The organism is Arthrobacter sp. 2762 (assembly GCF_040548745.1).
Taxonomy (GTDB): Bacteria; Actinomycetota; Actinomycetes; order Actinomycetales; family Micrococcaceae; genus Arthrobacter.
The window spans coordinates 1-24,326 of the sequence record NZ_JBEPSI010000019.1; the positions used below are offsets into that span (position 1 = coordinate 1).

The 24,326-nt window shown below is 60.9% G+C and carries 17 protein-coding genes and 1 pseudogene; 11 read left to right on the forward strand and 7 right to left on the reverse strand.

Annotated elements, in window-relative coordinates; all coding sequences use genetic code 11:
• Window positions 1-59: 59 nt before the first annotated feature.
• Window positions 60-860, reverse strand: coding sequence for an IS30 family transposase (locus ABIE18_RS21690; RefSeq protein WP_499724582.1), 801 nt, complete (start codon window positions 858-860; stop codon window positions 60-62).
• A 142-nt stretch (window positions 861-1,002) separates the two neighbouring features.
• Here ABIE18_RS21690 and ABIE18_RS21695 point away from each other — a divergent pair.
• From ABIE18_RS21695 to ABIE18_RS21720, 6 genes and pseudogenes are all read left to right on the forward strand, one after another.
• Window positions 1,003-1,365, forward strand: a pseudogene (locus ABIE18_RS21695) (glycogen debranching N-terminal domain-containing protein); the annotation flags it as partial.
• 262 nt (window positions 1,366-1,627) lie between these two features.
• On the forward strand, window positions 1,628-3,346 hold the full coding sequence (locus ABIE18_RS21700; RefSeq protein WP_499724583.1) for a hypothetical protein: 1,719 nt from the start codon (window positions 1,628-1,630) through the stop codon (window positions 3,344-3,346).
• Between the two features lie 556 nt (window positions 3,347-3,902).
• Window positions 3,903-6,323 (forward strand): ATP-binding protein, encoded by a 2,421-nt coding sequence (locus ABIE18_RS21705; protein WP_499724584.1) that lies wholly within the window; start codon window positions 3,903-3,905, stop codon window positions 6,321-6,323.
• An 80-nt stretch (window positions 6,324-6,403) separates the two neighbouring features.
• Entirely contained in the window at window positions 6,404-7,207 is an 804-nt protein-coding gene (locus tag ABIE18_RS21710; RefSeq protein WP_499724585.1) for a pentapeptide repeat-containing protein, read from the forward strand.
• Between the two features lie 30 nt (window positions 7,208-7,237).
• Entirely contained in the window at window positions 7,238-8,047 is an 810-nt protein-coding gene (locus tag ABIE18_RS21715; RefSeq protein WP_499724586.1) for a Cof-type HAD-IIB family hydrolase, read from the forward strand.
• On the forward strand, window positions 8,023-8,988 hold the full coding sequence (locus ABIE18_RS21720) for a 1-phosphofructokinase family hexose kinase (RefSeq protein ID WP_499724587.1): 966 nt from the start codon (window positions 8,023-8,025) through the stop codon (window positions 8,986-8,988). Before ABIE18_RS21715 ends, ABIE18_RS21720 begins: the two co-directional genes overlap by 25 nt.
• Before the next feature lie 1,849 nt (window positions 8,989-10,837).
• Here the strand turns inward: ABIE18_RS21720 and ABIE18_RS21725 are convergent.
• A complete protein-coding gene (locus ABIE18_RS21725; RefSeq protein ID WP_499724588.1) occupies window positions 10,838-12,205 on the reverse strand; it encodes an MFS transporter in 1,368 nt (455 codons plus the stop codon).
• A gap of 117 nt (window positions 12,206-12,322) precedes the next feature.
• Window positions 12,323-13,888: a helix-turn-helix domain-containing protein gene (locus ABIE18_RS21730; RefSeq protein WP_499724589.1), complete on the reverse strand. Its 1,566-nt coding sequence runs from the start codon at window positions 13,886-13,888 to the stop codon at window positions 12,323-12,325.
• Window positions 13,889-14,055: 167 nt separating this feature from the next.
• Between ABIE18_RS21730 and ppnP the strand changes: the two genes are divergently transcribed.
• Window positions 14,056-14,367 (forward strand): pyrimidine/purine nucleoside phosphorylase, encoded by a 312-nt coding sequence (gene ppnP / locus ABIE18_RS21735; RefSeq protein WP_014921602.1) that lies wholly within the window; start codon window positions 14,056-14,058, stop codon window positions 14,365-14,367.
• A 787-nt stretch (window positions 14,368-15,154) separates the two neighbouring features.
• Here the strand turns inward: ppnP and ABIE18_RS21740 are convergent.
• Genes ABIE18_RS21740 through ABIE18_RS21750 form a run of 3 tightly spaced genes read right to left on the reverse strand, consistent with a single transcriptional unit; the run spans window position 15,155 to window position 17,789 of the window.
• A complete protein-coding gene (locus ABIE18_RS21740) occupies window positions 15,155-15,727 on the reverse strand; it encodes a flavin reductase family protein (RefSeq protein WP_499724590.1) in 573 nt (190 codons plus the stop codon).
• A gap of 2 nt (window positions 15,728-15,729) precedes the next feature.
• The gene (locus ABIE18_RS21745) at window positions 15,730-16,776 is read right to left on the reverse strand and encodes a methionine synthase (protein ID WP_499724591.1); all 1,047 of its coding nucleotides are present in this window, start codon (window positions 16,774-16,776) and stop codon (window positions 15,730-15,732) included.
• A gap of 20 nt (window positions 16,777-16,796) precedes the next feature.
• Entirely contained in the window at window positions 16,797-17,789 is a 993-nt protein-coding gene (locus ABIE18_RS21750) for a DUF1852 domain-containing protein (protein ID WP_499724592.1), read from the reverse strand.
• Between the two features lie 120 nt (window positions 17,790-17,909).
• Here ABIE18_RS21750 and ABIE18_RS21755 point away from each other — a divergent pair, with 120 nt between their 5' ends.
• Complete coding sequence (locus ABIE18_RS21755) at window positions 17,910-18,851, forward strand: LysR family transcriptional regulator (RefSeq protein ID WP_499724593.1); 942 nt, start codon at window positions 17,910-17,912, stop codon at window positions 18,849-18,851.
• 116 nt (window positions 18,852-18,967) lie between these two features.
• On the opposite strand, the gene ABIE18_RS21760 is transcribed toward ABIE18_RS21755, so the two are convergent.
• Window positions 18,968-20,128 (reverse strand): ROK family protein, encoded by a 1,161-nt coding sequence (locus ABIE18_RS21760; RefSeq protein ID WP_499724594.1) that lies wholly within the window; start codon window positions 20,126-20,128, stop codon window positions 18,968-18,970.
• A gap of 268 nt (window positions 20,129-20,396) precedes the next feature.
• On the opposite strand from ABIE18_RS21760, the gene ABIE18_RS21765 reads away from it, so the two are divergent.
• The 3 genes from ABIE18_RS21765 to ABIE18_RS21775 form a co-directional block, all read left to right on the forward strand.
• Complete coding sequence (locus tag ABIE18_RS21765) at window positions 20,397-21,707, forward strand: MFS transporter (RefSeq protein WP_499724595.1); 1,311 nt, start codon at window positions 20,397-20,399, stop codon at window positions 21,705-21,707.
• A gap of 25 nt (window positions 21,708-21,732) precedes the next feature.
• Complete coding sequence (locus tag ABIE18_RS21770) at window positions 21,733-23,295, forward strand: GMC oxidoreductase (RefSeq protein ID WP_499724596.1); 1,563 nt, start codon at window positions 21,733-21,735, stop codon at window positions 23,293-23,295.
• Window positions 23,292-24,326 (forward strand): Gfo/Idh/MocA family protein (locus tag ABIE18_RS21775; protein ID WP_499724597.1); only part of this gene is annotated, 1,035 nt, incomplete at its 3' end. The genes ABIE18_RS21770 and ABIE18_RS21775, both read left to right, overlap by 4 nt.

Here is a 24,326-nt window from a genome sequence, read left to right on the forward strand (position 1 = left end):
CTCTGGGCCATGCTCCGCGACCACACCATCTACCAGGAACCAACGCCACGCATCACCGCTCAAGCAGCTTGACAGAAACATTGAGATTCCCAATGGCCGGCTTCTTCTCTCGTCGCTATGTGAGCTGGGCGGTCACCAATCTTGAGCGCATCCGCAATGTACTGGCGAGGCTTCACTTTGGTCCTGGAGCGGGACCGTCTGCTAAACTTCCCTGATCGCAGCAACCGGGCTGGCCCAGTTGGAACAGGGCGGATGCTCAACTGGTAAAGCGCACGGTAGAGCGTTTCATGCACCAGATGCCGGTGCTTTTCTCCCGGAAACCGTTCCTTCAGGGCCTGGCAGACCTGTTGAGGGCTCCACCGTTTCGATAGGCACTCGACTACGTAATGCCTCAACTCGTCATCACCAGCGAGCTTGGCGAGCCTTGGTCTCGGCCTTCTCTTCTGTGCCATTTTCTGGGCACGGAACGGATGATACCTGCGCGTGTCGGGACGGTTCCGGGTGACTTCCCTGCTGATTGTGGCCGGCGACCGCCCAAGATCACGAGCAATTGATCGAAGGCTAGCCCGAACCAGCAACCGGTCGGCAATATAGATGCGTTCGTCTTCTGACAGGTAGCGGCTGGATACAGCTGCCACAGGAACAGCCTTCCGGGGCCGCGGATCCAAGCCCTGCTGCACCAAGCCCTCAACCCCATTGCGTCCATTCAACCAACGAAGGCCCGTGTTTTGGTTGATCCCAAGGATCCTGCAAGCGGCCCGGTTAGAGTGCCCTTCTTTCATGAGCTGAACATACAAGGGCCTTATCTCAACCAGGCCCGGTGGCCCCATTTTCCTGGATCGGCGCGTCGAACTGCGCATGAATCAACACCACTTTCCGTCAGTGTTGCGACGATCGTTGGAAACCGCCCAGCTTTGAGCTGTGTGGAGGGCTCCACCTGCCCACAGTGGGCACAACCCGTCCACCGGCGGCTTATGGGGCCTGCCGGGTGTGGAGATGCGGGGGCTTTTCTGCGGCTTTGATAGGGGACAGGTGGCGCAGCCTGTGCCCTATCCCACGGCTTGTTCGCCGCAGGCATGGGCAGCAACTGCTCCGATCGCGTTGGTGACGAGCCTGATGCGATATGACGCGCACGTTTCCCGTGGCGGCCTGTGGCTGGATCCGGCGCTCCCGGAGTCCTTTGGCCAGCTACATATCACCAACGCCCCGACGGGCCGCGGACCCGTCACTATCGATGTCCTCGGGTCCGAATGCACAGTAAGCGGACTGGCCGAGGGCTTGACGCTTCACCGTGGGCACCGGCCGTGGATGACTGAGCTTGTGGATCAAGTCAGGCAGCACTCCAAATGGACGCCAGGGGGCTAGGGGTAAGCGCAGGGAGCAGGTTGAGCGTGCCCACGAGTCGACTATTCACCAAGAAGTCGAACACCACGAAGCTGCCTCACTACGAGCACAGGTGCTTTCCCAAGCTGATTCCGTAGTCACGGGCATGCCTCTCGCATTGGCAGGAACGAGTAGTTGAGCGTTGCGTAACGGAACGCGAATGATGGCCGACGTCTGAACCCGGGTGGTAGATATGGAGTCCTGAAGTGGAATGGGGGATTCGGTGAAAGCCAGACTCGTGTTTGTGACATTGGCCGTGGTGGCGGCAGTTGTAGCAGCAGTTTTGGTGTGGCAGCCGTGGGCCCGGCCCGCATCATCTGCTGAGGGCTCCGTTGCGCTGGGTCCAGGCTGGTCCACCACCGTGGAATTCCCGGAAGGCTCAGGACTTCGAGCGCAGGTCACGGCCAAAACTCCTACTGAAGAACAGTTGATGGCTCAACCGTCGACAGCCACGCTCGTCGGCCTGTCAGCTTACGAAATGGACGGCGGATCGTTCCCTGATGCCGGTGCCTCGGTCAGGATGACTCTGGAGACCCCAGTGGCACAGGACCACGTCGTCGTTGCCGCCCATTGGAATGAGAACGCCAAGACCTGGGAGCCAATTCCCACGGAGCTCTCCGAGGACCGCACGACCGCAACCGCGAAGGTCTCGCACTTCTCGCAGTACGGATTCTTCGACTATCTCTTCAACACCCTGGGCCAAGTGACGGGCAACGCTGCAACGAGCGGGGTCAGCTGCGAGCAACCGGTGCCGACCTGGGCGGACCCGCAGTTCTTCGATGACATCAACTCACCAATCCTGTGGTGCGGGGGCAAGGACGCCAACAACAGCGACATCCTGGTGGCCAAGCTAAAGATGAACCGGGACACTGCCGCGAAGGTCACAGTGGCCATCGACCCTGCCTGGGCTTGGAGTGACCTTTGGCAGGCCGGACCGACGGATCTGGCGACGATGGCAGCGGCGGCGGAGCTCCCCAAGAACCCTTTCGACAAGCGCCAATACTTGGTCCAGCCGTTCGGCGAGATGCACTTCGGTTTCAACCGGACGGCATTGGAGGAGCTCTACTACGGCAACAGCGGCAAACCCCTGATTCAGGTGGAGACAGGCTGGTTCTATACCGCAGCGGCCACGATATGGAGCCAGATCGGCGGGCTTGCCGGCGGGGACAGCCCCATCACCGCGATCGCCTCGACCATGGCCCTGATGGAGTGCGGCCACGAATTATTGACGATTGGGGCAAGCGGCACCGCAGTGGACGCATACCGTAAGGCCCTCGCCTGCCTGAGCACCGATCAGGCCAAGGACGCGGTCCACCGGGGAGTCAGGACACTCCTGGCCGACCGCTACCCGCACTTGTCGGCCGGATGGATCACCGTGTACGCACAGAAGATCCTGTCCAAATTCGGGCTCATCGGATTGGGGATCGGCACGGCTGGCATCAGCCTCAAGATCTTCTCTGCTATCGGCGACTCCGCATTGAACGATGATGTGCGGCAGCTCCGGTTTACTCCGTCCGTCAGCGCCATCAAGGCACGGGCAGAAAAGGCGAAATCGTCGCGCTCAGTCCCAGGGATGCCTGAAGTGCTGAAGGGAAAGTGGTGCTCCCACAGCATTCCAGGAGATTGCTTCAGCGCCAACGAGTATTTGGCCAAGTACCCTGGGTTCCGCTTTCACAGCTCCAGCCCTGCCAGGGGAGTGCCCCAGGCAACGGACTACGTCTTGTGCCTGGAGCTCGACCTTGGAGACAGCTGTACTACGGCCATGACGATCTACTTACGTTACTTCCCGCCCGGCGTGGCTTGGGATTGTGTGAAGATCGAGGTCGTCGGGGAGGGCTGGCCGGGGTGCAACCCGGATTACACCTCGGAGCATGATGCCTCTGAGCCTCGCGTCGTGAAGCTTCTCAACCACCAGCATGGGACAAATTATTCAGACGCCATACCGATGTACAGCCTTGGATGAAGCGGCTGTGCGTCCAACAGCGCCGCGGCAGTCCGGGCAGGCCCTGAGGTGATTCAGCGGGGACTGAGTTCCATCGGCTGGGCACGTTTGTTGCGGCGGCGCCCGCGCCAACTTCCGTTCCTCCAAGAAGCTGATGATGACTCATCCCTGGACCGGCTGAAAGCGGCATAGCAAACGACCCAGAGTCCACCCACTAGCGCAGCCACGGTTTTCAGCCAGACTTCTTTACTGGCTTTGGCTAGGTTCTCGTATGCGCCTCCAGAGATGTTGGACTAGGTGGCGCCGGACTCTGAAGCCACCGCCTATCATGGCAAGTATCCATTTCGCGAAAGCGTCAAGGCTTGATTCGCATGCGTTGGTTGGAACCGGCGGGGGCGACCACCGACGATGTCGGCACATGACATGGACTGCACCCGGCGTGGACCTTTCGTCTCCCAAGGTCCATGGTTGACACCCATCAAGCGGCGGACATGACCGCAGGTGGACCCGCCGCCACGAGGGCACCTCTTTGAAGAGTCAACGCGAGTCCTTGACCTCCGCCTGAGCCGCCCATAGCATGAACCCACTATCGCCTAACCGGTGCGATGTGGGCATATTTGGGGTGTCGGTGAATCGCAATATTGTAGGCGGCTTGTACGGCCGAGACGCGGAGTTGGCGCAGATCAGCAGGACTCTCGAACGCGTGAGCAGACGAGAAACCAGTCCCGCGGGAGCGGTGATCATGCTCAGCGGGGTTAGCGGGGCGGGAAAGTCGGCACTTGCCGAAGCGGTGTTGGAGGCAGCGGAACAACTGGGCTACGACTGCGTCCGCACGGCATGCGAACCTTTCCACGAGGGGATGAGCTATTTCCCGGTGCGAGAACTCGTACGGCAGATGGCGGGGGGCCGGCCCGTGGGAGAACTAGTCGCCGAGCAGTTCGGATCCGGTTCGTCCGAGGTCGAGATGGCGGCCGTCAGCGAATCAATTTCTGCTGATCCAGCGAGCCGAAGAGAAGCCATCGTTGCCACTTTCACTAACGTGATCATGGGTGACTACCGCAAAACCGGATCTCCGCCGAGGCTACTGTTCATCGATGACCTCGAACACTTGGACGTTGGGAGCGCTGACGCGCTGATCTGCTTGGTCTCGCGCCTCAATGAAGGTCCCGTCGTCATCCTCGGGGCATTTCGCTCCGACCGGGTAGCGGAACCCACGCACCCCGTCCGTCCTGTCATCGCCTCGGCACGACGTATGGAAGGCATCTACCAGAATCACGAGATCCGGGGGTTCGACGTCGTGGGCTTCGGGTCGCTCGTGGAATCATTACTCGGCGGTCCCGCCAAACTACCGGAGACGGTCACCAGGAAGCTCTACGAAGAGACCGAGGGAAATCCGCTCTTTACCCGTGAGCTGATCCGAATGCTCTGCTCTCCCGACCCAAGGTCCGGTCGGGTTTCGCTGAGTCAAGTCGACGATGTCTGGTTGTTCGATGGGGACATTGGGTCCTGGGACATCCCTGACTCCGTGGAAGAGGTTATTGCCTCTCGATTGAACCTGCTCGACGTCGAAGAGAGGCACGAACTCGAACTAGCCGCAGTCGTCGGACGACGGTTTGCTTTTGCGGTTCTTCACGGCTTGATGGAGGCAGGCGAGGACGAACTCCTGCGTGACATGGAGAAGTTCCTCGACGTGGACTTAATTCGTGAGCTGCAGTCGAGTGACGAGTCCTTCGAATTCTCACATGGCAAGATCCGTGACGTGCTCTACGGACAGCTAAGTGGACTGCGGAAGCGTCGTTTGCACGCCCAGGTTGCCGGCGTCATCTCCAATCTGCGGGCGAGCTCCAACGAGGACTGGGACGCCTTGATCGGAGAGCACTTGTATCTGGCCGCCAAGTACGCAGATGCTTTCCCGTACCTGATTAGGGCGGCCCGCAACGCGCAAGCCACGGGAGCTTCCGCTGAGGCAGCGGCGCTATTTGGAAAAGCGCTGGAGTCATCGGATGGAGTCGTGTTCGACGGGGACGACTCGAGGGCTTCGATTCAGCTCGAGCTCGTCAACGCGTACATAAGTGCGAGCGAGGTTGCAAAGGCTGGACGTTTGCTTGCGCAGCTGACCGTTGCAGCCAATCCCTCCTCGATCAGGACTGTTGCGCTTGACTTGCTGGGCGATGTGCTCCTGTTCGAGGGTGAGATAGACCAGGCCCTCGTCGCCTATGAAGAGAGTCGCCGACTCGCAGAGGCGCTCGACGACACCGAAGCTCTATGCGAAGTGCTATGTGATTTGGCCGAATTACACGGCCGCCAGTACGAACGACAGGCGGGAATCGCACCAGCCATCGCTGAGAATCATCGGATCCAGTACGTCACACACGTCGATGAAGCGTTTGCCATGCGCGCAGACCTCGCGCCCGGCCCCCTGCGGGCTCGGGCGCTGCGGAATAAGGCGAAGCTGTCTCGTGTATCCGGCGACCTCGCCGAGGCGGAGAGCCTTTACCGACAGGCTATCGACACCGTTGATAGCCGCGTTGCGAGCCACCGCTTTCTCGTACCCTACGCGAAGACCCTTCGTCGGGCGGGCAAAGGGAAGGAGGCGCTCGACCACATCGAGCGTGTAATCTCGTGGAGCACTCAGGTCGGTTCTGCTCGATCCCAGGCGATCGGTTGGCAGTACAAGGCGACCTTCCTCATGACTCTCGCCAAGGATGAAAAAGCCTTCTCGGAAGCGAACGCGGCCGCCGAGCGTGCTTTGCATGGGCATCGATCAATTGGCTACGCGCAGGGCATCCGCGAGACTGCGATCGTGCTTGGGGAGATCGCATTGAGAACCGGGGACTTCCTGCGGGCTCTTGAGTGGTTCACCTCAGCAGCTGACGCACGTGGTCTTGCAAGCGACGAACTCCTGGAGGTAATCGCGATCGAGCTCGACGCCAACGGAGAGGAAGATCGAGCGGCCCTGATCCGGGATTCAGTCGAGGCCGAGGCAGCATCTGCATGAGGCGTCTCTGGTCCAGGCTCCAATCGACGAGCCTGCCCGCGCTTGTCCTTATCGCTGTAATTTTTAGCGTCGGAATTACAATGTGGGTTCTAGGTCCAAGCGAAGGCAACAAATACTCCGATCTAGGAATCAATCTCGGCGTCGGCGCGTTGCTTGGTGTGGCCGTTCTGTATGTCGAGGCGGTGGTCGGCCGGGCCGATGCGGAACGTGAGCGCCGACTGGCTGAGGAGCAGCGGTTCGTCCAGACGCTCATCGCCGCTGCTGACTTGACTGAGATCCGTATCCCTGGCAGAAGCCTTGCCGGGATCATCCTCGCCGCACGCGATCTTAGCGGTGGCGATCTCACTTCGACCGACCTCACACGCGCAGACCTCCGCAAAACAAACCTATCGAGGGCAGATCTGAGCGGTTCTTGTGCTGCCGGTCTCAACCTGCACGGTGCGACTGTCGACGCGCTCAAGGCGAGGAACGTGGACTGGACGGGTGCAAACCTCTCCCGCCTGGCTGGCTCGGATGCCGACTTCACCGAAGCTCGTATCATGGACTCCTCCTTCGTGGATATCCGGCTTCCACGAGCGGTGCTTGACGGAGCAGTTTTGGAACGAGCGGATATGCGCCGCGCTGACCTATCGGATTGCTGTGGCAGCGCCGTCATTCTTCGAGGGACGGATCTGCGGGCCGCCAGCTTGCGGGGAGGCCGGCTAATAGACGCGGACCTGCGCGATGTTGACTTGCGCGCTGCGGACCTGCGAAACGCCACCTTCGAGTCTCCCGACCTACGCGGCAGCGACCTGCGTGACTGCAATGTCGAGGGGCTTGTGCTGCGAGAACCGATCGTCGACGATCGGACCCGGCTGCCCGTTTCTGCCCCACACCTGACCTGATCGTTCACACCCCACGAGGAGACCCAAAACATGGCCATGTTCTGCACAGACATCGACGGCACATTGCTCAACCCGGACCGAACACTATCTCTGCGCACTATCCACGCTGTCAGGGCCATCCGGGCCGCAGGGCATGCTTTCGTGCTCTGTTCTTCGCGCATGCCGGAGTCGATGCGGATCCTGGAGCGGCTGTACGACGGTGCCGACGAGCCGTTGATTGCCTACAATGGCGGACTCGTGCTGTCCCGCTCGGGCAAAGCTGTGCACGATATCGCCATCGCACCGGAGCACGCTCGGAGGATCGCCGAATACTGCTCCAGCGTTGACCTGCACGCAAGCTTCTTCGCTGGTGAGGATTGGCACGTCTGGGGCGATGATCCGTGGACCGCTCGTGAAATCAACAACACAGGGGTTTCGCCGCACTCGATGTCGTCGAAGAAATACATCTCCTCTGGTCGGGTGGATGCACATCCGCCGCACAAGGTCATGTGCATGGGTAAGCAGTCGCTGGTAGATGGGATCGAGGCGCTCCTCAGCACCGAGCCCGGTGTCGTAACGTACCGTTCGAAAGACACCTACCTCGAGATCGCCAACTCGACTTGTTCGAAAGGACTTGGTGTCGAAGCTGCGGCAGAAGAGCTTGGTTATGACAAAAGCGACTGCTACTTTTTCGGCGACAACTACAATGACATCCCGGCCTTCGCCGCCGTAGGAACTTCCATCGCGGTCGCGAACGGCAAACAGGCTGTGCTGGACGCGGCGACGGTCACCACCGCGCGCCATCACGATGACGGTGTCGCAGCGTACCTCGAGACGTGGCTCGCAGCGGCCAGCGCGTGATCCGCACGGTAACCCTTAGCCCAGGATTTGACCACGAGGTACATGTTGACCGTATCGATCCTGGTGAGGTTGGTCGGGTGCTGTCGTGGCGTGTTCACGCTGCAGGCAAGGGAATGAATGTCGCGCGCTTCGTCAAGACGCTCGGAGCGGAAGCGCACGCGTACGCCCTGGTCGGTGATCTCGACGAAGGGAGGTTCCGAGAAGCGGCGGCGGCCGACGGCGTTCACGTCGACACTTTTGCTGTTCCGGGCCGCACACGAGATAACCTCACGCTTACGAGTGAAGCTTTGGGCGCGATGGCGGGGCACGCGAGCGGACCGCGACTCGGCCCAGTCACGTCGGAAGTAGTTGATCGGCTGTTTTCAACGCTGCTTCGCGACGTGAGTCCTGGCGATATCGTGGTCTTGAGCGGCGCGACCCCAGACGGTCTGGACGTTGAGACATGGGCTCGCATGGCACAGTCTGTCGCCGAAGCCGGCGGCCATGTCGTTGTCGACGGGCAGGGGACTGCCCTTGTCGAGGCCGTACGCACAGGCGTCGTGGCAATGGCAAAGCCAAATGAACATGAGGCAGGCGCGATTCCCGGTGTGCGAGTCCATGATTCACTCCTGTCACGAGCGATCGCCGGGCTGCGTTGGATGGCGTCACACGGCGTCGACGAGCCCGTCGTATCCCTAGGGGCGCGCGGGATTGTCCACCGTTGGGATGACGCGATCATGCTCACAAGTTGTCCGGTCGCTGAAGCGCGCGTAGCTGTTGCCGCCGGTGACGCGTTCGTTGCGGGGTACTGCGTTGGAGCGTTCGGACAAGCGTCAACGAAATTGAAGCCGATCGATTTTGCTGTTGCCGCAGCATCCGCTCATGTGGCCGGCGATGCAGGGTTCAGGTCGATCCACGAGCGAATCGAGTCGATCGACAGTGCCGTGCTTGACTCGCTCTAAGAGGGTGGGGTGATAGAGGTTTCATGGCTCGGCATGTTGAGCCGTTGGCCTGGAGGCCGGTCCCTCTTCCTGAAAGTGTCGGCCTCTGGCTGTTTGCGCGGCGGGAATACTGGAGTATGCCTGCGCCTGGCTTCGTGCCTAACGCCTGCTTCCGGTGACTTGGACAAGAATTCTGCGCTGGCCCTTGTGGAGCAGCTTCTGGTTGATGCTCGTGATGAAACGCGGACCTTGTGGCTGAAGTCCGAGCATAGTGAGCAGGCACTGGACCCTGGCGCAGCGAATGGTATTCGGAAGCCCGGCAAGGGGGCTAAGCATAAAGCCAGGAGCACGTCTTTATCTCTGCTGAGACGAGAGACTGCTACGCGGTCGTCGAAGTGACGCAATGTCCAGAGTTCCTGCCTGACGACTACCGCGCCGAAAGGGGCGATGAAGCTGACCGCTGGCCATGGGTGAGCCGGACAACACCTCGATTCGTGCGGATGAATTGCTTGAGTTCAAAGCAAGCGAGCTCGTTCGTAGCAGCGGTGGTCTGCAGAACGGTCACATGCGTCTAAAGTTCGCACAGTTCACGTACGGTTTTCGTTCACTCGCCGGGCTCGTGGCGGACTTAGGCCGACAAATGTGGGCTCATCCGCCGGGTTCATAGCTACGGGGGTTTGTGCGTCTGGGAACTGCAGGAGCGCTGGGCCTGACGGTGCATCGTTATAAGACCGAGCTCCGCTGAACTCCATCTTGGCAAATCCTTGTCTCTGTCTAGTGAACTCACGGTTGGCTGAGGCAGCCCGTCGGGCTTCCGATGTGGCATTCAGGTTGCTGATCTCTGTCATGTACTTCCAGGACCGGCAGGCATGAAGGATATGAAAGGAGGTGAATCGATTGATGAAAATTGCTGTGTGGTTGCCCACCGGGAACATGGTGCTTTCGCTCGAACTTTCATGCCCAGCTACAGCCTTGGGAGTGGTCGCGGCTGGGCAAAAAAGAAGTGTGGACAATGTCCACACTTTCCACCTCGGACTGGCCCGTACGCCCATCGGATTGGCCAGGATTCCGCATGTTTTCGCCACCTCCCCGTGTTTCCAAGGCCTGGAATCCCGTTCGAGTCCCACCTCGGGCACGGCATACCCCCTCGTCAGAGGGGGTTTTTGCTTTAACGTGTGTACATTCTGGTTGGTCATGTCCCTCTGAGACTGGCCGCGAGTTGTGCCTGGCGCTGCGGGTCGCCTGTTTGGTTGTGGGGGATCGGGGTCAGGGTTATGGCTGGTGGGCCCTCCGCTTGCTGTGAGCTGGGGTTATGCGTTCCTCTCTTGGTTCGTCCGGCAGGGTCGTGGTTGGCCTACCCCTCTTCATGGGTAGAGGGACTGAGTACAACATGACTTTGTGAACCACTCTGGGACCACATTTTCGACTGGATCGTCCTGTGAGGGAGGGCAAGGGCATCTTTGTCATGCCTCATGTGGTCCGTGGAGTCTCACCACCTAAGTAATCTTCTTATTGAGCAGCATGGATTTGGCTCTGTTTGCCCGTCACCCCTCTACTGCTTGGTCTGAGCAATATGATTGCGCCCGTGTGTCAGCAGCCTTTGGATGACTGCGGTGTTGCTCCCCTGCGGTCGCCGGCGGGCCAAATGCTGGTAGCGGAGGACTCATGCGAGTGGAAATCGACTCCAGGGTAGTGGGGCTTCCCCAAAGGTCGTTCGTCTCTGGTGAACGCAGCTGATGCAAGAGCGGCTGATGTTTCCCCGTTTGTGGGGTGACGGGTGGTGTGCGGCGATGGCCGGACAGCGCTCCCCAGGGGTGCTGTCCGGCCCTTTGCTCGGTGGTTACTAGAGGGCACTTTGCGGTGTGAGGGGTTAGACCGAAGAGGTAGATGGCCTGTTCACTTCAGCTTGCTCGTCGGCGAGGGGGCTACGTGCTGTCTCCGCGCTCATCAGCAAGCCCATCAGGGACAGTACACCGATGCCCATCAGGAAGAACGCCGGCGAGCTGGGGTTGCCTGTCGTGGCGATCAGCCAGGTGCCGATAAGCGGCGCGACGCCGCCGAAGAGCATGGCGCCGACGTTGAACGGCAACGCGAATCCGAGGTAGCGCGAGCGAGTGCCGAACAGTTCGGTGAAGAAAGAAGGAAACACTGCATCGTTCATAGCGAAGAACATGAGCGAGACGATGAGGACCGCGGAGGCGAGGACCACTCCTCCGAAGGAAAGCAGGGTCATGATCGGGTAGCTCAAGACGATGAAAGCGATGCTTGAGATCATCAGGGTGCGCTTACGTCCGATCCGGTCGGACAGGCGCGCGGCAAGGGGAATGAAGATGATGTGCGCCACGAGGCCAATGGTGACAACCAGTGTTGCGGTCGCCTCGCTCATCCTTGCCTCCTCGATGAGGAACGAGGGCGTGTAGCTTAGCAGGAGGTAGTAGGCGCCGGCATTGAGCGACATAACGAGCAGTGCCTTGAACATCGACGGGAGGCTCTTGCGGGTCTCGGACCAGCGGTTTGAGGCCGGAGGCTGATCAACTGCACTCTGGCGCTGCTTCTTTTCGAGTTCCAGTACCCGGCGGAACTGCGGGGTGTCTTCCAAACGTAGGCGAAGCCAGAGGCCAACGATGCCGAGCGGGCCCGCGATGAGGAACGGGATCCTCCAGCCCCACTCCTGCATGAATTCCGGTGAGGTGCTGGCGTAGAGGATGGCGGCCATGAGCGAGGCTGCCAGGAATCCGGCGGCAGCTGCGATGGGTACAACACTGGTGAGCAGGCCGCGCTTGGCGGCGGGGGCGTACTCGGCAACGAAGGTGCCTGCGCCGGCGTATTCGCCGGAGGCTGAGAAGCTCTGTGTTACGCGGAGCAGCAGGAGCAGGATGGGTGCTGCGATGCCGATGGTTTCGTAGTTCGGTATGAATCCGATGAGGAAAGTTGCTCCGGACATGAGGATGATTGTCGTGGCGAGGATGCTCTTGCGGCCGATTTTGTCGCCTAGGCTGCCCCAGACGAAGGCCCCGAGCGGGCGTACTAGGAACGATAGCGCGAAGACTGCGAAGGTGCTCATCAGGGCAACAGCACGGTCCTCCGGGGGAAAGAAAACTATTGCGATGGTGGTCGCGAGGTAGCTGTAGCTGGCGTAATCGAAGTACTCCAGCAAGGTGCCGAGCCCGCTGGCGATGATGACTCGGCGGAGTATGGATCGGGGGACGGAATCTGTGGTGGCTACGGTGGTGGGCATGATGTCGTTCCTCATTTGAGTACCGGATCTTCGCGGTGGGTCCGCAGGATGTGACGACCATCATGGCAGCTAACGTCAGCCCAGAATATGGCCTTGGCGGCGAATCCCCACTGTTAGTTATGGCCCTGAAGGTGAAGTACCTACGCTGTCGCGGAAGCCCCTGACTTTCAGGGCGAGCCAGAGCTCGGTCTGAGCATCGATGCCGTCCAGGTCGTGACCGGTGATCTGGATGATCCGCTGCATCCGGTTCCGCACCGTGTGCCGGTGGACTCCCATACGTTCGGCTGTCGCTTCGACGGATCGGCGCTCGAGAAGCCATGTGTGCAGTGTGTTCAGGAGGGCTTCGCCTCCACGCGAGTTCTCGATGGGGGCGAGGACAGCACTGGAGAAGGCTTCCAGGTATTCGGATGGAGCGGCGTTGATCAGGAACTCGTGCGAGGCTCCGTCGACGTACTCGATGGGGGTGCCGGCCCGACGGCTGGTCTCCAATGCCAGGGTTGCCTGCCTGATACTGCGGGCGGAGTGCTCGGGAGCGCCGTTGGTGCCGATCCCCGTGGGGACGTCGAGACCGTAGTCAGCCAGAGCCTTTCGGGGGTCGACGGTTGCCAGACATTCGACTATGCGGTGACGGTGCCGTATGAAAGGGGCGGCGAGGACGACCGCGAGGTCGTCGATGAGCACTTCGGCATGGGTCTCATTGCGCGCTTCGATGCTCACGCCCCGCAGCGGGCCTGAATCGATGCCGATGCTCCGGAGGAACGTCCGTGCGCTGCCCGGTTCCGTGAACGTCAGGAGGCGCGCAAACCGTTCGGCGCGCTTACGGCGTGCAGATTCGTCGAGGAACCACACGCGTTCGAATTCGAGTGCCAGAAGCGAACGCAGTGCTGGCGCGGCGAGCTCTGCCGTCTCCTGGCCTGTCGGGATACGGACGCAGAACCCCCGGACAGTGTCATTGCCTGCGAACGGGAAGACCTCGACCGTCTCTTCTACGCCGGCGGATGGTTCGTCGGGTCCGGCGACCAGCTCGGTGGCTGACAGGAGGAGTTCTTCTCCAAGTCGTGGTGCTTCACGGCCGGCGAGGCGTTCGCTCAAGGGCGTGAGCAGGACCGAAGGAAAGGCCGAGCTTCTGGCCATGACCCTCCCGAGACGGTCGAATACAGCCACCGGCTCATCGGTCCTTTGCTGCCAGCCGGACAGCAGGTCCCCAAACGAGCCGCCGCGGGCCACAATTGCTGTGATCTCCATCTGCAGGTCGAGCGGCCGTCTGAGCGCTTCCCGTTGTCCTTCCGCGTGCAGGACGGCGATGGTGTGCGCGATTCGCCCGAAGTCGGCGATGTCACCGGTCAGCAGTGGCAGGTCATACTCGCTTGCCAGAGCCGGCACCCGCGCCGGGAGGCGCTCGAATGCGGCCTCGGCGCCGAGTCCGATGATGAGCCCGGAGGCACCGGCGCCCGTGACTTCCGACAGGAAATCCTTCCAGGCTGTCCAGTCCTCACCGATGTGCAGCCCGCTGGTAAGCACGATTTCGCCGCCGTGGAGTCTCGGAAACGGTCCTTTTCGCTCTACAGCAATGGGGACACCGGCGGCTCGTTCAAGGCCGATTCCTCCGTGCGCTGTCGTCAGCCCAAGCTCTGGGGTGGAAGCAAGCTTAGCCACCGTGAACGCCCTCAATTCAAGTGCCATGGCCCCATATTAGCGACGATCACGCGGCAATTCTGTACGCGGCGGCCACTAATTGGTTAGCAAAGAGTACGCCCCGGCGATGGTCTGGGAGGGGGGGCTTCAATAGTGTGATTCGCAGCAGGCCGCACCAGCGAGCCGAAGACCGCAACTGCGAATGGGAGCATGTCATGATCGGCCAGAACGAGTACTTCGAGGGACAAGTACGAAGCCTTGAATTCAAGAACGAGCAGGGAAACTTCACCGTCGGGGTGATGGAGCCCGGTGAATGGAAGTTCGAAGCTCCCGTCAAAGAATGGATGCACCTCGTCCGCGGAACCTGGGACGTGCAGCAACCCGCTGGTCAGGGGGAGTGGACAACCTACAAGGAAGGAGAACGGTTCGAGGTTCCAGGAGGCACCGACTTCACCGTCCGCGTAAAAGACACCGTCGCCTACCTCTGCCCCTACACCGGTGAATTCCTTGGTCACCTGGACATGTAGCATTCCCAACTGCTGAGTACTGACCCAAGTGAATATGTGTTGGACTGAACTCAACAAAAGGAGCCTGGCGCCAAGCCGGGCTCCTTTTAGTTGCGCCCGTGCGGGCCTTCACCTCTATGAGTGAGAGTTATATGTATCCGTAGCGTGACGCGACGGCTCAGTGAGCAGGCCTCTAAGCCGTTAATCCGTAAAGGTCCGTTCCGCTTGTCTCGAGGTAGACCCTGACTGCATCGATCACGTGGCCGATATGTTGAGGCATCAGCTGGCCCGCCATATCTGCGTCCCTCCGCACTTAGGCCGCTGCCAGTTCTGCGTGGTCGTCCGCCTGTTCGGAGACGAGCTGATCGTCGGCCGCGTATGTCGAAGCCGACCAGTCTGCCGATAAGGGCCCATATGTCTTGTGGGGTTTGTCGAAAGCGCTCCGGCAGTTCTTAGGCTCAATCTCGTTTCTAGGGTGTGGGCCTCCGGTCTTCTTCGATAAGTGGTCATCGCGGAGATGTGTTCGTCTGGGCCGTTCATGACCTCACGCAGGCGCGCCGAGCGGTTCGCTTCGGTGTCCGTGAACACATGATGTAACTCATCGATCGCCAGTACGGTGCTGTCATGAGGCTTTCGGTGGGTGTTTCTCGAGGGCGAACCGAAGCGTCGCATGCCTGCAGACCAGGGTTGCATCCGAGCCATTCAGGAAGTCGATGGACGCTCCGATGTTAACGAGGACGACGGCGGGAGTTATCCTCCCGCCGTCGTGAGCCGTTCGGCTTGCCGCCTCGCATTGTTGGCGCGGCGCTCAGCCTTCAAGCTTGGAATGCTCGCCCAGGCGGTGCCATGAACGGTTGTGGTAGACCAGGGCGTCGCCGGGTTCGCCCGCTTGGATGTCACGCATCACGCGCGACTCCAGGGCGTGAACGGCGATGATTGTGGAGGTCCCCACCTCCATGCGATTGATGACGGCGCAGCGCACCCAGGCGCGGACATCGTCATACACCGCTTCGCCGGTTGCAAGGGCCGACCAGCGGTGCGTCTGGTCAAAGCGGTCGGCGCCGGGGGTCGCTCCAAACTTCGCCAGGTCGACGTCGTGCGCGTCCAGCAGGTGCACGACGACGGTTTCGGCGCGCGAAAGCATCTCGGACGCAGAGGACAGTGCCGAGACCGAGAAAATCAGCAACGGAGGTTCCGCACTTACTGACACGACCGACGATACTGTCAGCGCCACCGGTCCTTCGCCGGCATCCGCCGTGATGACGGCGACACCTCCCGGGTGGCCACGGAACAGTGCCTTGAATTCGTCGGCGGAGAGGGAGGACGGGAAGGTTTGCTTCGGAGCCTCGAGCCAAGTGTCTGCGGGGTAGGCGTGAAACATCGTTATGACACCCTGGGGACGGAGCGGGCGAGTTCCTCGCGAATGATGTTCGTCCCTGCGCTGAGAGCACTCAGCTTGGCCAGTGCGACGTCCCGGGGGAACGGTGCCATGCCGCAGTTAGTGCTGGGGATGAGCTTGTCCGCATCGACGAACTGCAGGGCCTTGCGGAGGGTGTTGGCGACGTCCTCCGGGGTCTCGATGGTCTCGCTTGCGACGTCGATTGCCCCGAGCATGACTTTCTTGCCGCGGAGGAGCTCGATGAGGTCCATGGGCACGTGGGAGTTCTGGCATTCCAGCGAGATGATGTCGATGCTGGAGCTCTGAAGCAGCGGGAAAGATTCCTCGTACTGCCGCCACTGTGAGCCGAGCGTCGCCTTCCAGTCAGTATTCGCCTTGATCCCGTAGCCGTAGCAGATATGCACGGCGGTCTCCGCACGCAGTCCTTCTGCCGCTCTCTCAAGCGCAGCCACGCCCCAGTCCTTGACCTCGTCGAGGAAGACATTGAACGCGGGCTCGTCGAACTGGATGATGTCCACGCCGGCCGCCTCTAGTTCTTTCGCCTCCTGGTTCAGGATCGTGGCGAACTCCCAGGCCAGCTTCTCGCGGCTCTTGTAGTGGTCATCGTAGAGCGTGTCCACCATCGTCATTGGGCCGGGAAGAGTCCATTTGATCGGCCGGTCGGTGGCTGCGCGGAGGAACTTTGCGTCTTCGACGAACACCGGCCGCTCGCGGCGCACCGCTCCGACGACGGTCGGCACGCTCGCGTCGTAGCGATCGCGGATGCGCACGGTCTTGCGCTGTTCAAAGTCGACCCCGCTGAGATGCTCGATGAAGGTAGTGACGAAGTGCTGGCGGGTTTGCTCGCCGTCGCTGACGATGTCGATGCCGCGTCGGCTCTGCTCGTGGAGCGCGATGCGCAGAGCATCCTGCTTGCCCTCGAGCAGCGCATCTCCCTCCAGCTTCCACGGGGACCAAAGAGTCTCAGGCTGTGCGAGCCACGATGGTTTCGGCAGGCTTCCGACAACGGTGGTGGGCAAAAGTGTGTTCATGATTGACGATTCTCCGTGGGTCAATTGACGAGGGCGGGGTATTTGGCGGTCCACTGGTCCAATAGATCCTTGTGGGGCGTGATGAAGTGTTCCTCCGTGTACTTCGCCTGAGTGATCGCCAGCTGACTGCGCTCGACCCGGTCGTAGGCGATCTGGGTCCGCGAGTAATCCTGCTCTCCCAGGCTCGGCTGGTAGACGTGGGCGGCGGCGGAGTTCGCGTTGTAAATCTCCGGGCGGTAGATCTTCTGGAACGTCTCCATGGTGCTGATCGTGCCGATGAGCTGCAGGTTGGAGTAGTCGTTGAGCAGGTCGCCGCGGAAATAGAAGGCGAGCGGCGCGACGCTGCCGCGTGGCATGAAGTAGCGGACCTGCAGCCCCATCTTTGCGAAGTATGCGTCCGTCAGTGAGAACTCGTCCTGCTGGTACTCGACGCCCAGGACCGGGTGACGGTTCTCCGTTCGCCGGTACGTCTTGCTCGTGGAGACGCTGATGCAGACTACTGGCGGCTGCGGAAAGCGTTCCTGGCATGCCGGGGAATCGAGGAATTGCTGGAACAGCTTGCCGTGAAGATCGCCGAAGTCCCCTGGAACGGCGGGCTTGCCTGAGTCCCCTGCTGCCGCCGGCAGTACGACGCTGAAGTCGAAGTCACGGACATAGGAGGAGAAGTTGTTCCCCACGATCCCTTGGTGGCGGACCCCGTTCAGCTGGTCGACGATCTGGATGTCGAGAACCTCGAACAGCGGGAACTGCTGATCCGTACCTTCCGCAGTGAACGCTATCTGCACAGAGACGATCTCAAGCTCGAGCGTGTAACGGTCCCGGTCCGGGTTGTCCCAGTCTGCGAGATCGTTGAAGCGGCGGCGAATCATGGTCAAGGCGTTGCGGAGGTTCTCCTGGCGGTGCTCGCCCCGTGCCAGGTTGGCGAAATTCGTCGTGATCCGTGAGCCTTCCGACGGGGAGTAGTCCTCGTCGAAGCGGGTGGTGGTGATGCTGAAGGTGAAGTCGTCTGCCATGCGCTGCCAATCCGTTGATGGGCCGGAGACGGCCTTTCCGAAGGGGATGTATCCATGGTGCAGCCTTCCGAGGGGTATCAAGTAACTAGTGGTTACTATGCATACATATAGAATCTTCCTATGCCTCAGATTTCGAGCGGATTGACCCTGCAGCAGCTCCGTTACTTCATAGAAGTTGCAGCTGAGGGGTCGATCTCCGCGGCCGCCGATCTTCTCTACGTAGCGCAGCCGACAATGTCCGCCGCGATGAAGGACCTTGAGGCCCGGGTTGGCCGTGCGCTCCTGGTTCGCTCCGCCCGCGGGGTCACCCTCACCGCCGACGGGGTAGAGTTCCTCGGCTACGCGAGGCAGGTCGTCGAGCAGTTCGCTCTCCTCGAGCAGCGCTATCTTGGTAGGCCACCGCGGCGACGTCTGCTCGGGGTGTCAACGCAGCACTACTCGTTCGCGGTGGACGCCTTCGTCCGGATGGTCAAGGCCACTGATGTGGCCGAATACGAGTTCTCGCTGCGTGAGTCCCGTACCTGGGACATCATCGAGGATGTCCGGACGCTCCGCAGCGAGATAGGCATCCTCTACCGGAACGATTTCAACCGGAAGGTCATCGACAAGCTGCTCCGGGAATCCGGGCTCGCGTTCACTCCGCTTTTCCTCGCCGATCCGCACATTTTCATTTCACGGAACAACCCGCTCGCCTCAAAAGAGCGTGCGACTCTCGATGATCTCGCCGGTTTGCCTCGGCTAACCTTCGATCAAGGTGCGAACAACTCCTTTTACTTCGCCGAGGAAATTCTCTCCACCATGTCCAGCAAGCAGGAGATCCGGGTCTCAGACCGTGCCACGATCTTCAACCTCATGATCGGGCTCCACGGCTACACGATCTCGACGGGCATCATCAGCGGGCAGCTCGACCCGGAGATCGTCGCCATCCCGCTCGACGTTGACGAACGCATCGAGATCGGCTGGATCGGCCACGCCGCGATTCCGCTCACCGACCAAGCGCAGCGCTACCTCAGGGAATTGCGGGCCGTCGTCGCTGAGTTCGGCGTAGCGCTACTCGACTGACCGCAGTTGAGCGGCGGGTCTTTACCCCTGCTGCCGTCCTGGGCGAAGGACGCCAAGATCAGGTCCAAGCTTCTCTGCACCAACTGATACGCGGTCTGCCGGGTTCAGTCTTGTTCTTAGTTTGCTGAGAGAGGGAAGGTAGCCAGGTGATTCTCGCGTAGTGCCTGGGTGAGGGGGTCGTTCTGGGCAGAGCGGGCCATGTAGGCGGCCCCCAAGAGGGGGGCATTTTCGCCCAGGTTGGATGGGCGTATTTGGATTGGCGGCAGCCCGGATGTTTTGAGGCGTTGCTGTAGTAGGTCGATGAGGAGTCTGGATTGTTCGAGTCCGCCGCCGAGGAAGATGGCTTCCGGGGCAATCGTCCAGGCGAACGTTGAAACAACCGGTTCGATGAGGTCCAGCAGCTCCTCAACTGATTTCAGAGCTTCAACGTCGCCGGCCTCAGCCGCGTGAACGATTGAGAGGGCCTGGGTGCGCTGGGCAGGAACGGGGGAGGAGATGAAACCCAGAGGTTGTTCTTGCATTGCAGCCAGTCCCATTGATGAGACTTGGATAACTTCGCCTGCTGCGCCGTGCAGGCCTTTATGGATCTCTTTCCTGATGACAACTCCTGCGCCAAGCCGGTAGCCGGCGATTAGCCAGACGAAGTTCGAGTAGCCACCGGCGCCGCCGACCCATTGTTCGGCAAGAGCTGCCAGGTTCGTGTCATTGTCCACCAGTGCAGGCAGTCCGAAAGCGGATGCAAAGTGGTCCCCGGGCCGCACGCCGGTCCATGCCGGTGTGTAAGGCAGGTGCATGACAGTTCCGTCGTCGTCGATGCGACCGGTGACTGAGATACCAATGCCCCGCAGCGACGGCCAGGGACACCCTGATTTTGCGACGACTGCTTTGAGCAAGTCTGACGCCGATTCCAGACACTCTGAGGGGTTGTCGATGTCTTCGAGCACAATTGTGGCTTGATGGCGGATATGGCCGTAGGCGTCAACGATCGCGGCGGTGGCGGCGTGCGGGTCGAAAGCTACGGTCGCGAACAGCGCGGAATCCGTGCGGAATTCGTAACGTCGAGGGGGCCGGCCAAGGCTGTCGCCTACTGGTTCGCTTGTCTCAGCAGCCCATCCTTCGTCGATCAGCGCCGACAAGATGAGCTCCACGGTGCGCCGGGACAGTTGGGTTTGGCGCACGAGGGTGGCCATGCGTACGGGCTCCCGGGCTTGAAACAGGGCAGCCAATACCAGGCCGGAGTTGTGCTGCCGCATCGCGGCAAGATCGATCGCGGTCATCGTCGGTTGCGTTCCCTCCCTCGAATCTGCACGGACTTCCACAGCTTCCCATGTTCTACCATCCATTCTATTGCTACAGTCCCGCAGATTCCGCTACTCTGTAGCATAAAGGAATTTCGCCGGGGAATTTCCGGCCCCCCGTCAAGGGAAGAAGCCCTTGGACTAGACGTCGTCGACACGGATTCAACGAGGACCCGCTCGATGACGGATCTCCCACACATCGCATCGCACTACCGAGGTTCAGCACGGTTTGCAAAGGAGCAAAGCAATGACCAGTAAGGAAACATCCCAATCCCACGTCGGGGCAGGCACGCCCGGCTGGCAGCCGCCCCAGTCCGCGAAGTTGAATAGGGGACTGCAGGTCAGGCTCTCCGCCTTGTGGTTTCTGCAGCAGTTCGCCATCGGGGCCTGGATTGTCACCGCGGGGACGTACATGGTGACGAAGTTCGCCGCCAGTGGAACCGAAGTCAGCGTCGTCTACTTGAGTTTGTCTATTGGAGCGATTGTTGCCTCGATACTTGTTGGATACCTTGCGGACAGGGTCTTCACACCCCGGGCGACGTACATCGTCCTGCACGTGGGCGCTGCTGCGGCCATGTTTTTCGCCAACTCGACGGCGTCACTGCCGTTGTTCATCGGGATCTGTGTGACCTACATGATCCTTTACATGCCCACGCAGCCTCTGGCCACGTCCATCGTGTTCAGTTTGCTGGACAATCCGGAGAAGCAATACCCGGTCATCCGGGTGTGGGGAACGGTGGGCTGGATCGCTGGCGGGCTGCTCATCGGCGGGCTGGGCTGGGAACAGCAGCACATGCTCGACTGGACCTTCATCCTGGCCGGCGCGGCTTCGCTGCTCATCGCGGCCGGTAGCTTTGTCCTTTTGCCCAAGACTCCGCGGCAGGCCGTCAGTGCTGAGAAGCAATCCATCGGCGCGGCACTGGGACTTGATGCTCTGAAGCTGCTGAAGAACAGGTCGTTCCTGGTCTTTTTCATCGCATCAGTGCTGGTCTCGATTCCCGCATCGTTCTTCAATGGCTTCACCAACCTGTGGCTTAACGACGTCGGCGTCCAAGGCGCGGCAGGCGTGCAGACCCTGGCACAGGCCTCCGAGGTCGTGTTCTTCCTCCTGATGCCGTTCATTCTTGGACGTTTCCGTATCAAGACCGTCATGATCGTCGCCATGATCGGGTGGGTCATCCGGTTCGTGCTTTTCTCCTACGCCGATACCGGTTCCTCGTACTGGATGATCGTGCTGGGCCTGGTCATCCACGGCGTGTGCTTCGACTTCTTCTTCGTCACGGGACAGATCTACACCGACCGTCACGCGCCCTCGTCGCTGCGCGCCTCCGCTCAGGGGCTCATTTTCACCGGCACGTACGGGGTTGGGTTCTTGATCGGGGCAGCGTTGGCCGGTCCGATCATTGACATCTTCCGCGTCAGTGGAGGGCACAACTGGACACTGATCTGGCTCATCCCTTGCGCGATCGCTGCCGTGACAGCCATCTACTTCGGGATCACATTCCGCGAAAGCAAGCAAGCAGCCGATGATTCGGCCTTGACCACCACAACCAAGTGAGCCCAGCGCTCCAAAGGAAGCAGCAATGCAAGAAACACCAGCAGCCGACGTCTTGATTATCGGGGGAGGGATCATGGGCGCCGCCATCGCCCAGCAAGTGCGATCCTCCAAACCCGAGGCCAGAATTGTCATCGTCGACGGCGGACGGAAAATCGGAGCCAAAACCGGGCAGCACCTGCACGACGTAGCGGACCCGGATCTGCGGTCCCGCTACGTCAAGCGGGCTTCCCCGGGGATCCAGTCCGCGTATGTGGGTGCTGACGTGTCCCACCGCCTCGGCAACGGCACGGAAGGTATCGAAGCGGGCCTGTACAGCGTGTCGGCCTTGTCCGGGAATACGACGGCGTTTCCCGGCGCCGCTGTCGGGATCAACCAGGGCGGAATGGGCGTGCACTGGACCGCAGCATGCCCTTGGCCCTGGGGTGATGAAAGCTTCGCGAGCCAGGATCCGGAGGGTTGGGCCAACGACCTCCACACCGCCCAACGGCTGCTTGGAGTGCACCCAAACCCTTACGGAACGTCGCTGCCGGGCCAAAAGGTCCTTGAAAAGATCACCGGGATCGTCGGGAAATCCTGCGCGGCCTCCCGGCAACCCCAACCCATGCCGATGGCCATCACCCCGGACGGGGACCGGCTGCTGCGGACCGGACCGAACCGGATCTTCCCGCGCATGGTGGAACCGGCCGGTGAAGACTTTGAGCTGTTGACCGAAACCCTGGCACTGGAACTGGTCCATGACGGCGGCACCGTCAGCGGCGTCCGCGTCAAAGACATCCCCACCGGAACCGAAAGGATCATCCAGGCAACAGCAGTGGCCGTAGCGGCAGACCCCCTCCGCACGCCCCAGCTGCTCTTCGCTTCAGGTATCCGGCCACCGGCACTGGGCAGATACCTGAACGAGCACGCTTTTCTGACCGGCCAGATTGTCGCCGATCTGGACAAGCTCGGACTCACCCTGTCTGATATTCCACGCCACCGTGTCGACGAATGGGTTCTAAACTGCTACTGGATGCCGCACAACGGATCCAAGCAGCCATTCCATGGCCAATTCATGGACCGGACCTTCTTTGACCAGGACGGGACACCTCTGGCCTACGGTGCCGTGTTGGGATTCTTCATCCCCACCGATATCAGTGCAAGCAGCCGGATCGATTTCTCCGAATCACGCCTCGATTCCACAGGTATGCCGGAAATGGCTTTTACTTTCGATTACAGCGACGCCGACACGGCCCGCATCGAGGAAGCAAAAAGGGTCCAACGCGTCCTGGCCGAAGCGATCGGGGTTGTTGACCTCAAATCGTGGGAATCGGAACTGCTGCCACCTGGTTCGTCACTGCACTTCACTGGAACGACACGAGCCGGAGTTGCCGACGATGGAACATCGGTGTGCAACCCAGAAGGCAAAGTCTGGGGCTACTCGAACCTTTACCTCGCAGGAGGGTCCGTGGTGCCCACGGCCCTGGTAGGCAACTCGACCCTCACCGCAACCATCACAGCCGTCAAAGCCGCCCGTGCCATCACCGCCAGCCTCTCGGACCACGAGCACGCCCGAGGCAAAGCACTTGCCCTGCAAGGAGAACCGCAATGAAAAAAGCACCCCTGGGTGTCGCCGCCATCGGTTACGCCTTCATGGGCAAGGCCCACTCGAATGCGTGGCGAAATGTGGCCAGCTTCTTTGACGTCCCGGCCTTCGAGCAGAAGGTGCTCGTCGGCCGGGACGCCGATGCAGTCGCGGAAGCCGCGGAAAAGTACGGTTGGGCCGAGTCCGCCACCGATTGGCGGGACGTGATCGACCGCGACGACATCGACATCATCGATATCTGCGCACCCGGCTGGATGCACGCCGAAATTGCCATCGCCGCATTGGAAGCAGGAAAACACGTCCTGGTGGAAAAGCCGCTCGCCAACATCGTTGCCGAGGCCGAACTCATGACCGCGGCTGCAGACAAAGCCCGCGCCCGCGGAGTGCAGTCGATGATCGGCTTCAACTACCGCCGCGTCCCCGCACTGGCCCTTGCCAAAGAACTCATCGCTGAAGGCCGGCTCGGCACCGTCCGCCACATCCGCGCGGCCTACCTGCAGGACTGGCTCTCCGATGCCGAGTCCCCCATGACCTGGCGGCTCCGGAAGGAAACCGCCGGCTCAGGTGCCCTGGGAGACATCGGTTCCCACGCCATCGACCAGATCCAGCACCTTACCGGGCAAACAGTCACCGAAGTGACCGGAACACTGCGGACCTTCGTCACCGAACGACCTGGACCCAAGGGGCCGGAGAAAGTCACGGTGGACGACGCAGCCTGGGCAACGCTTGGTCTCACCGGCAAAATCAGCGCATCCGTTGAAGCATCACGTGTGGCTACCGGCCAAAAGAACAGCCTCCGCATCGAGATATACGGCTCAACCGGATCGCTGACCTTCAATCTGGAAAACCTTAACGAGCTCATGTTCCTGGACTCCACCGTCCCGGTGCGGGAGCAAGGGTTCCGCCGGATCCTGGTCAACGAACCCGAACACCCCTACCTCGAAGCGTGGTGGCCGCAAGGTCACATCATCGGCTGGGAACACACCTTCACGCACCAGATCCGGGACTTCCTGCTGGCCATTCGGGACGGCAGCCAG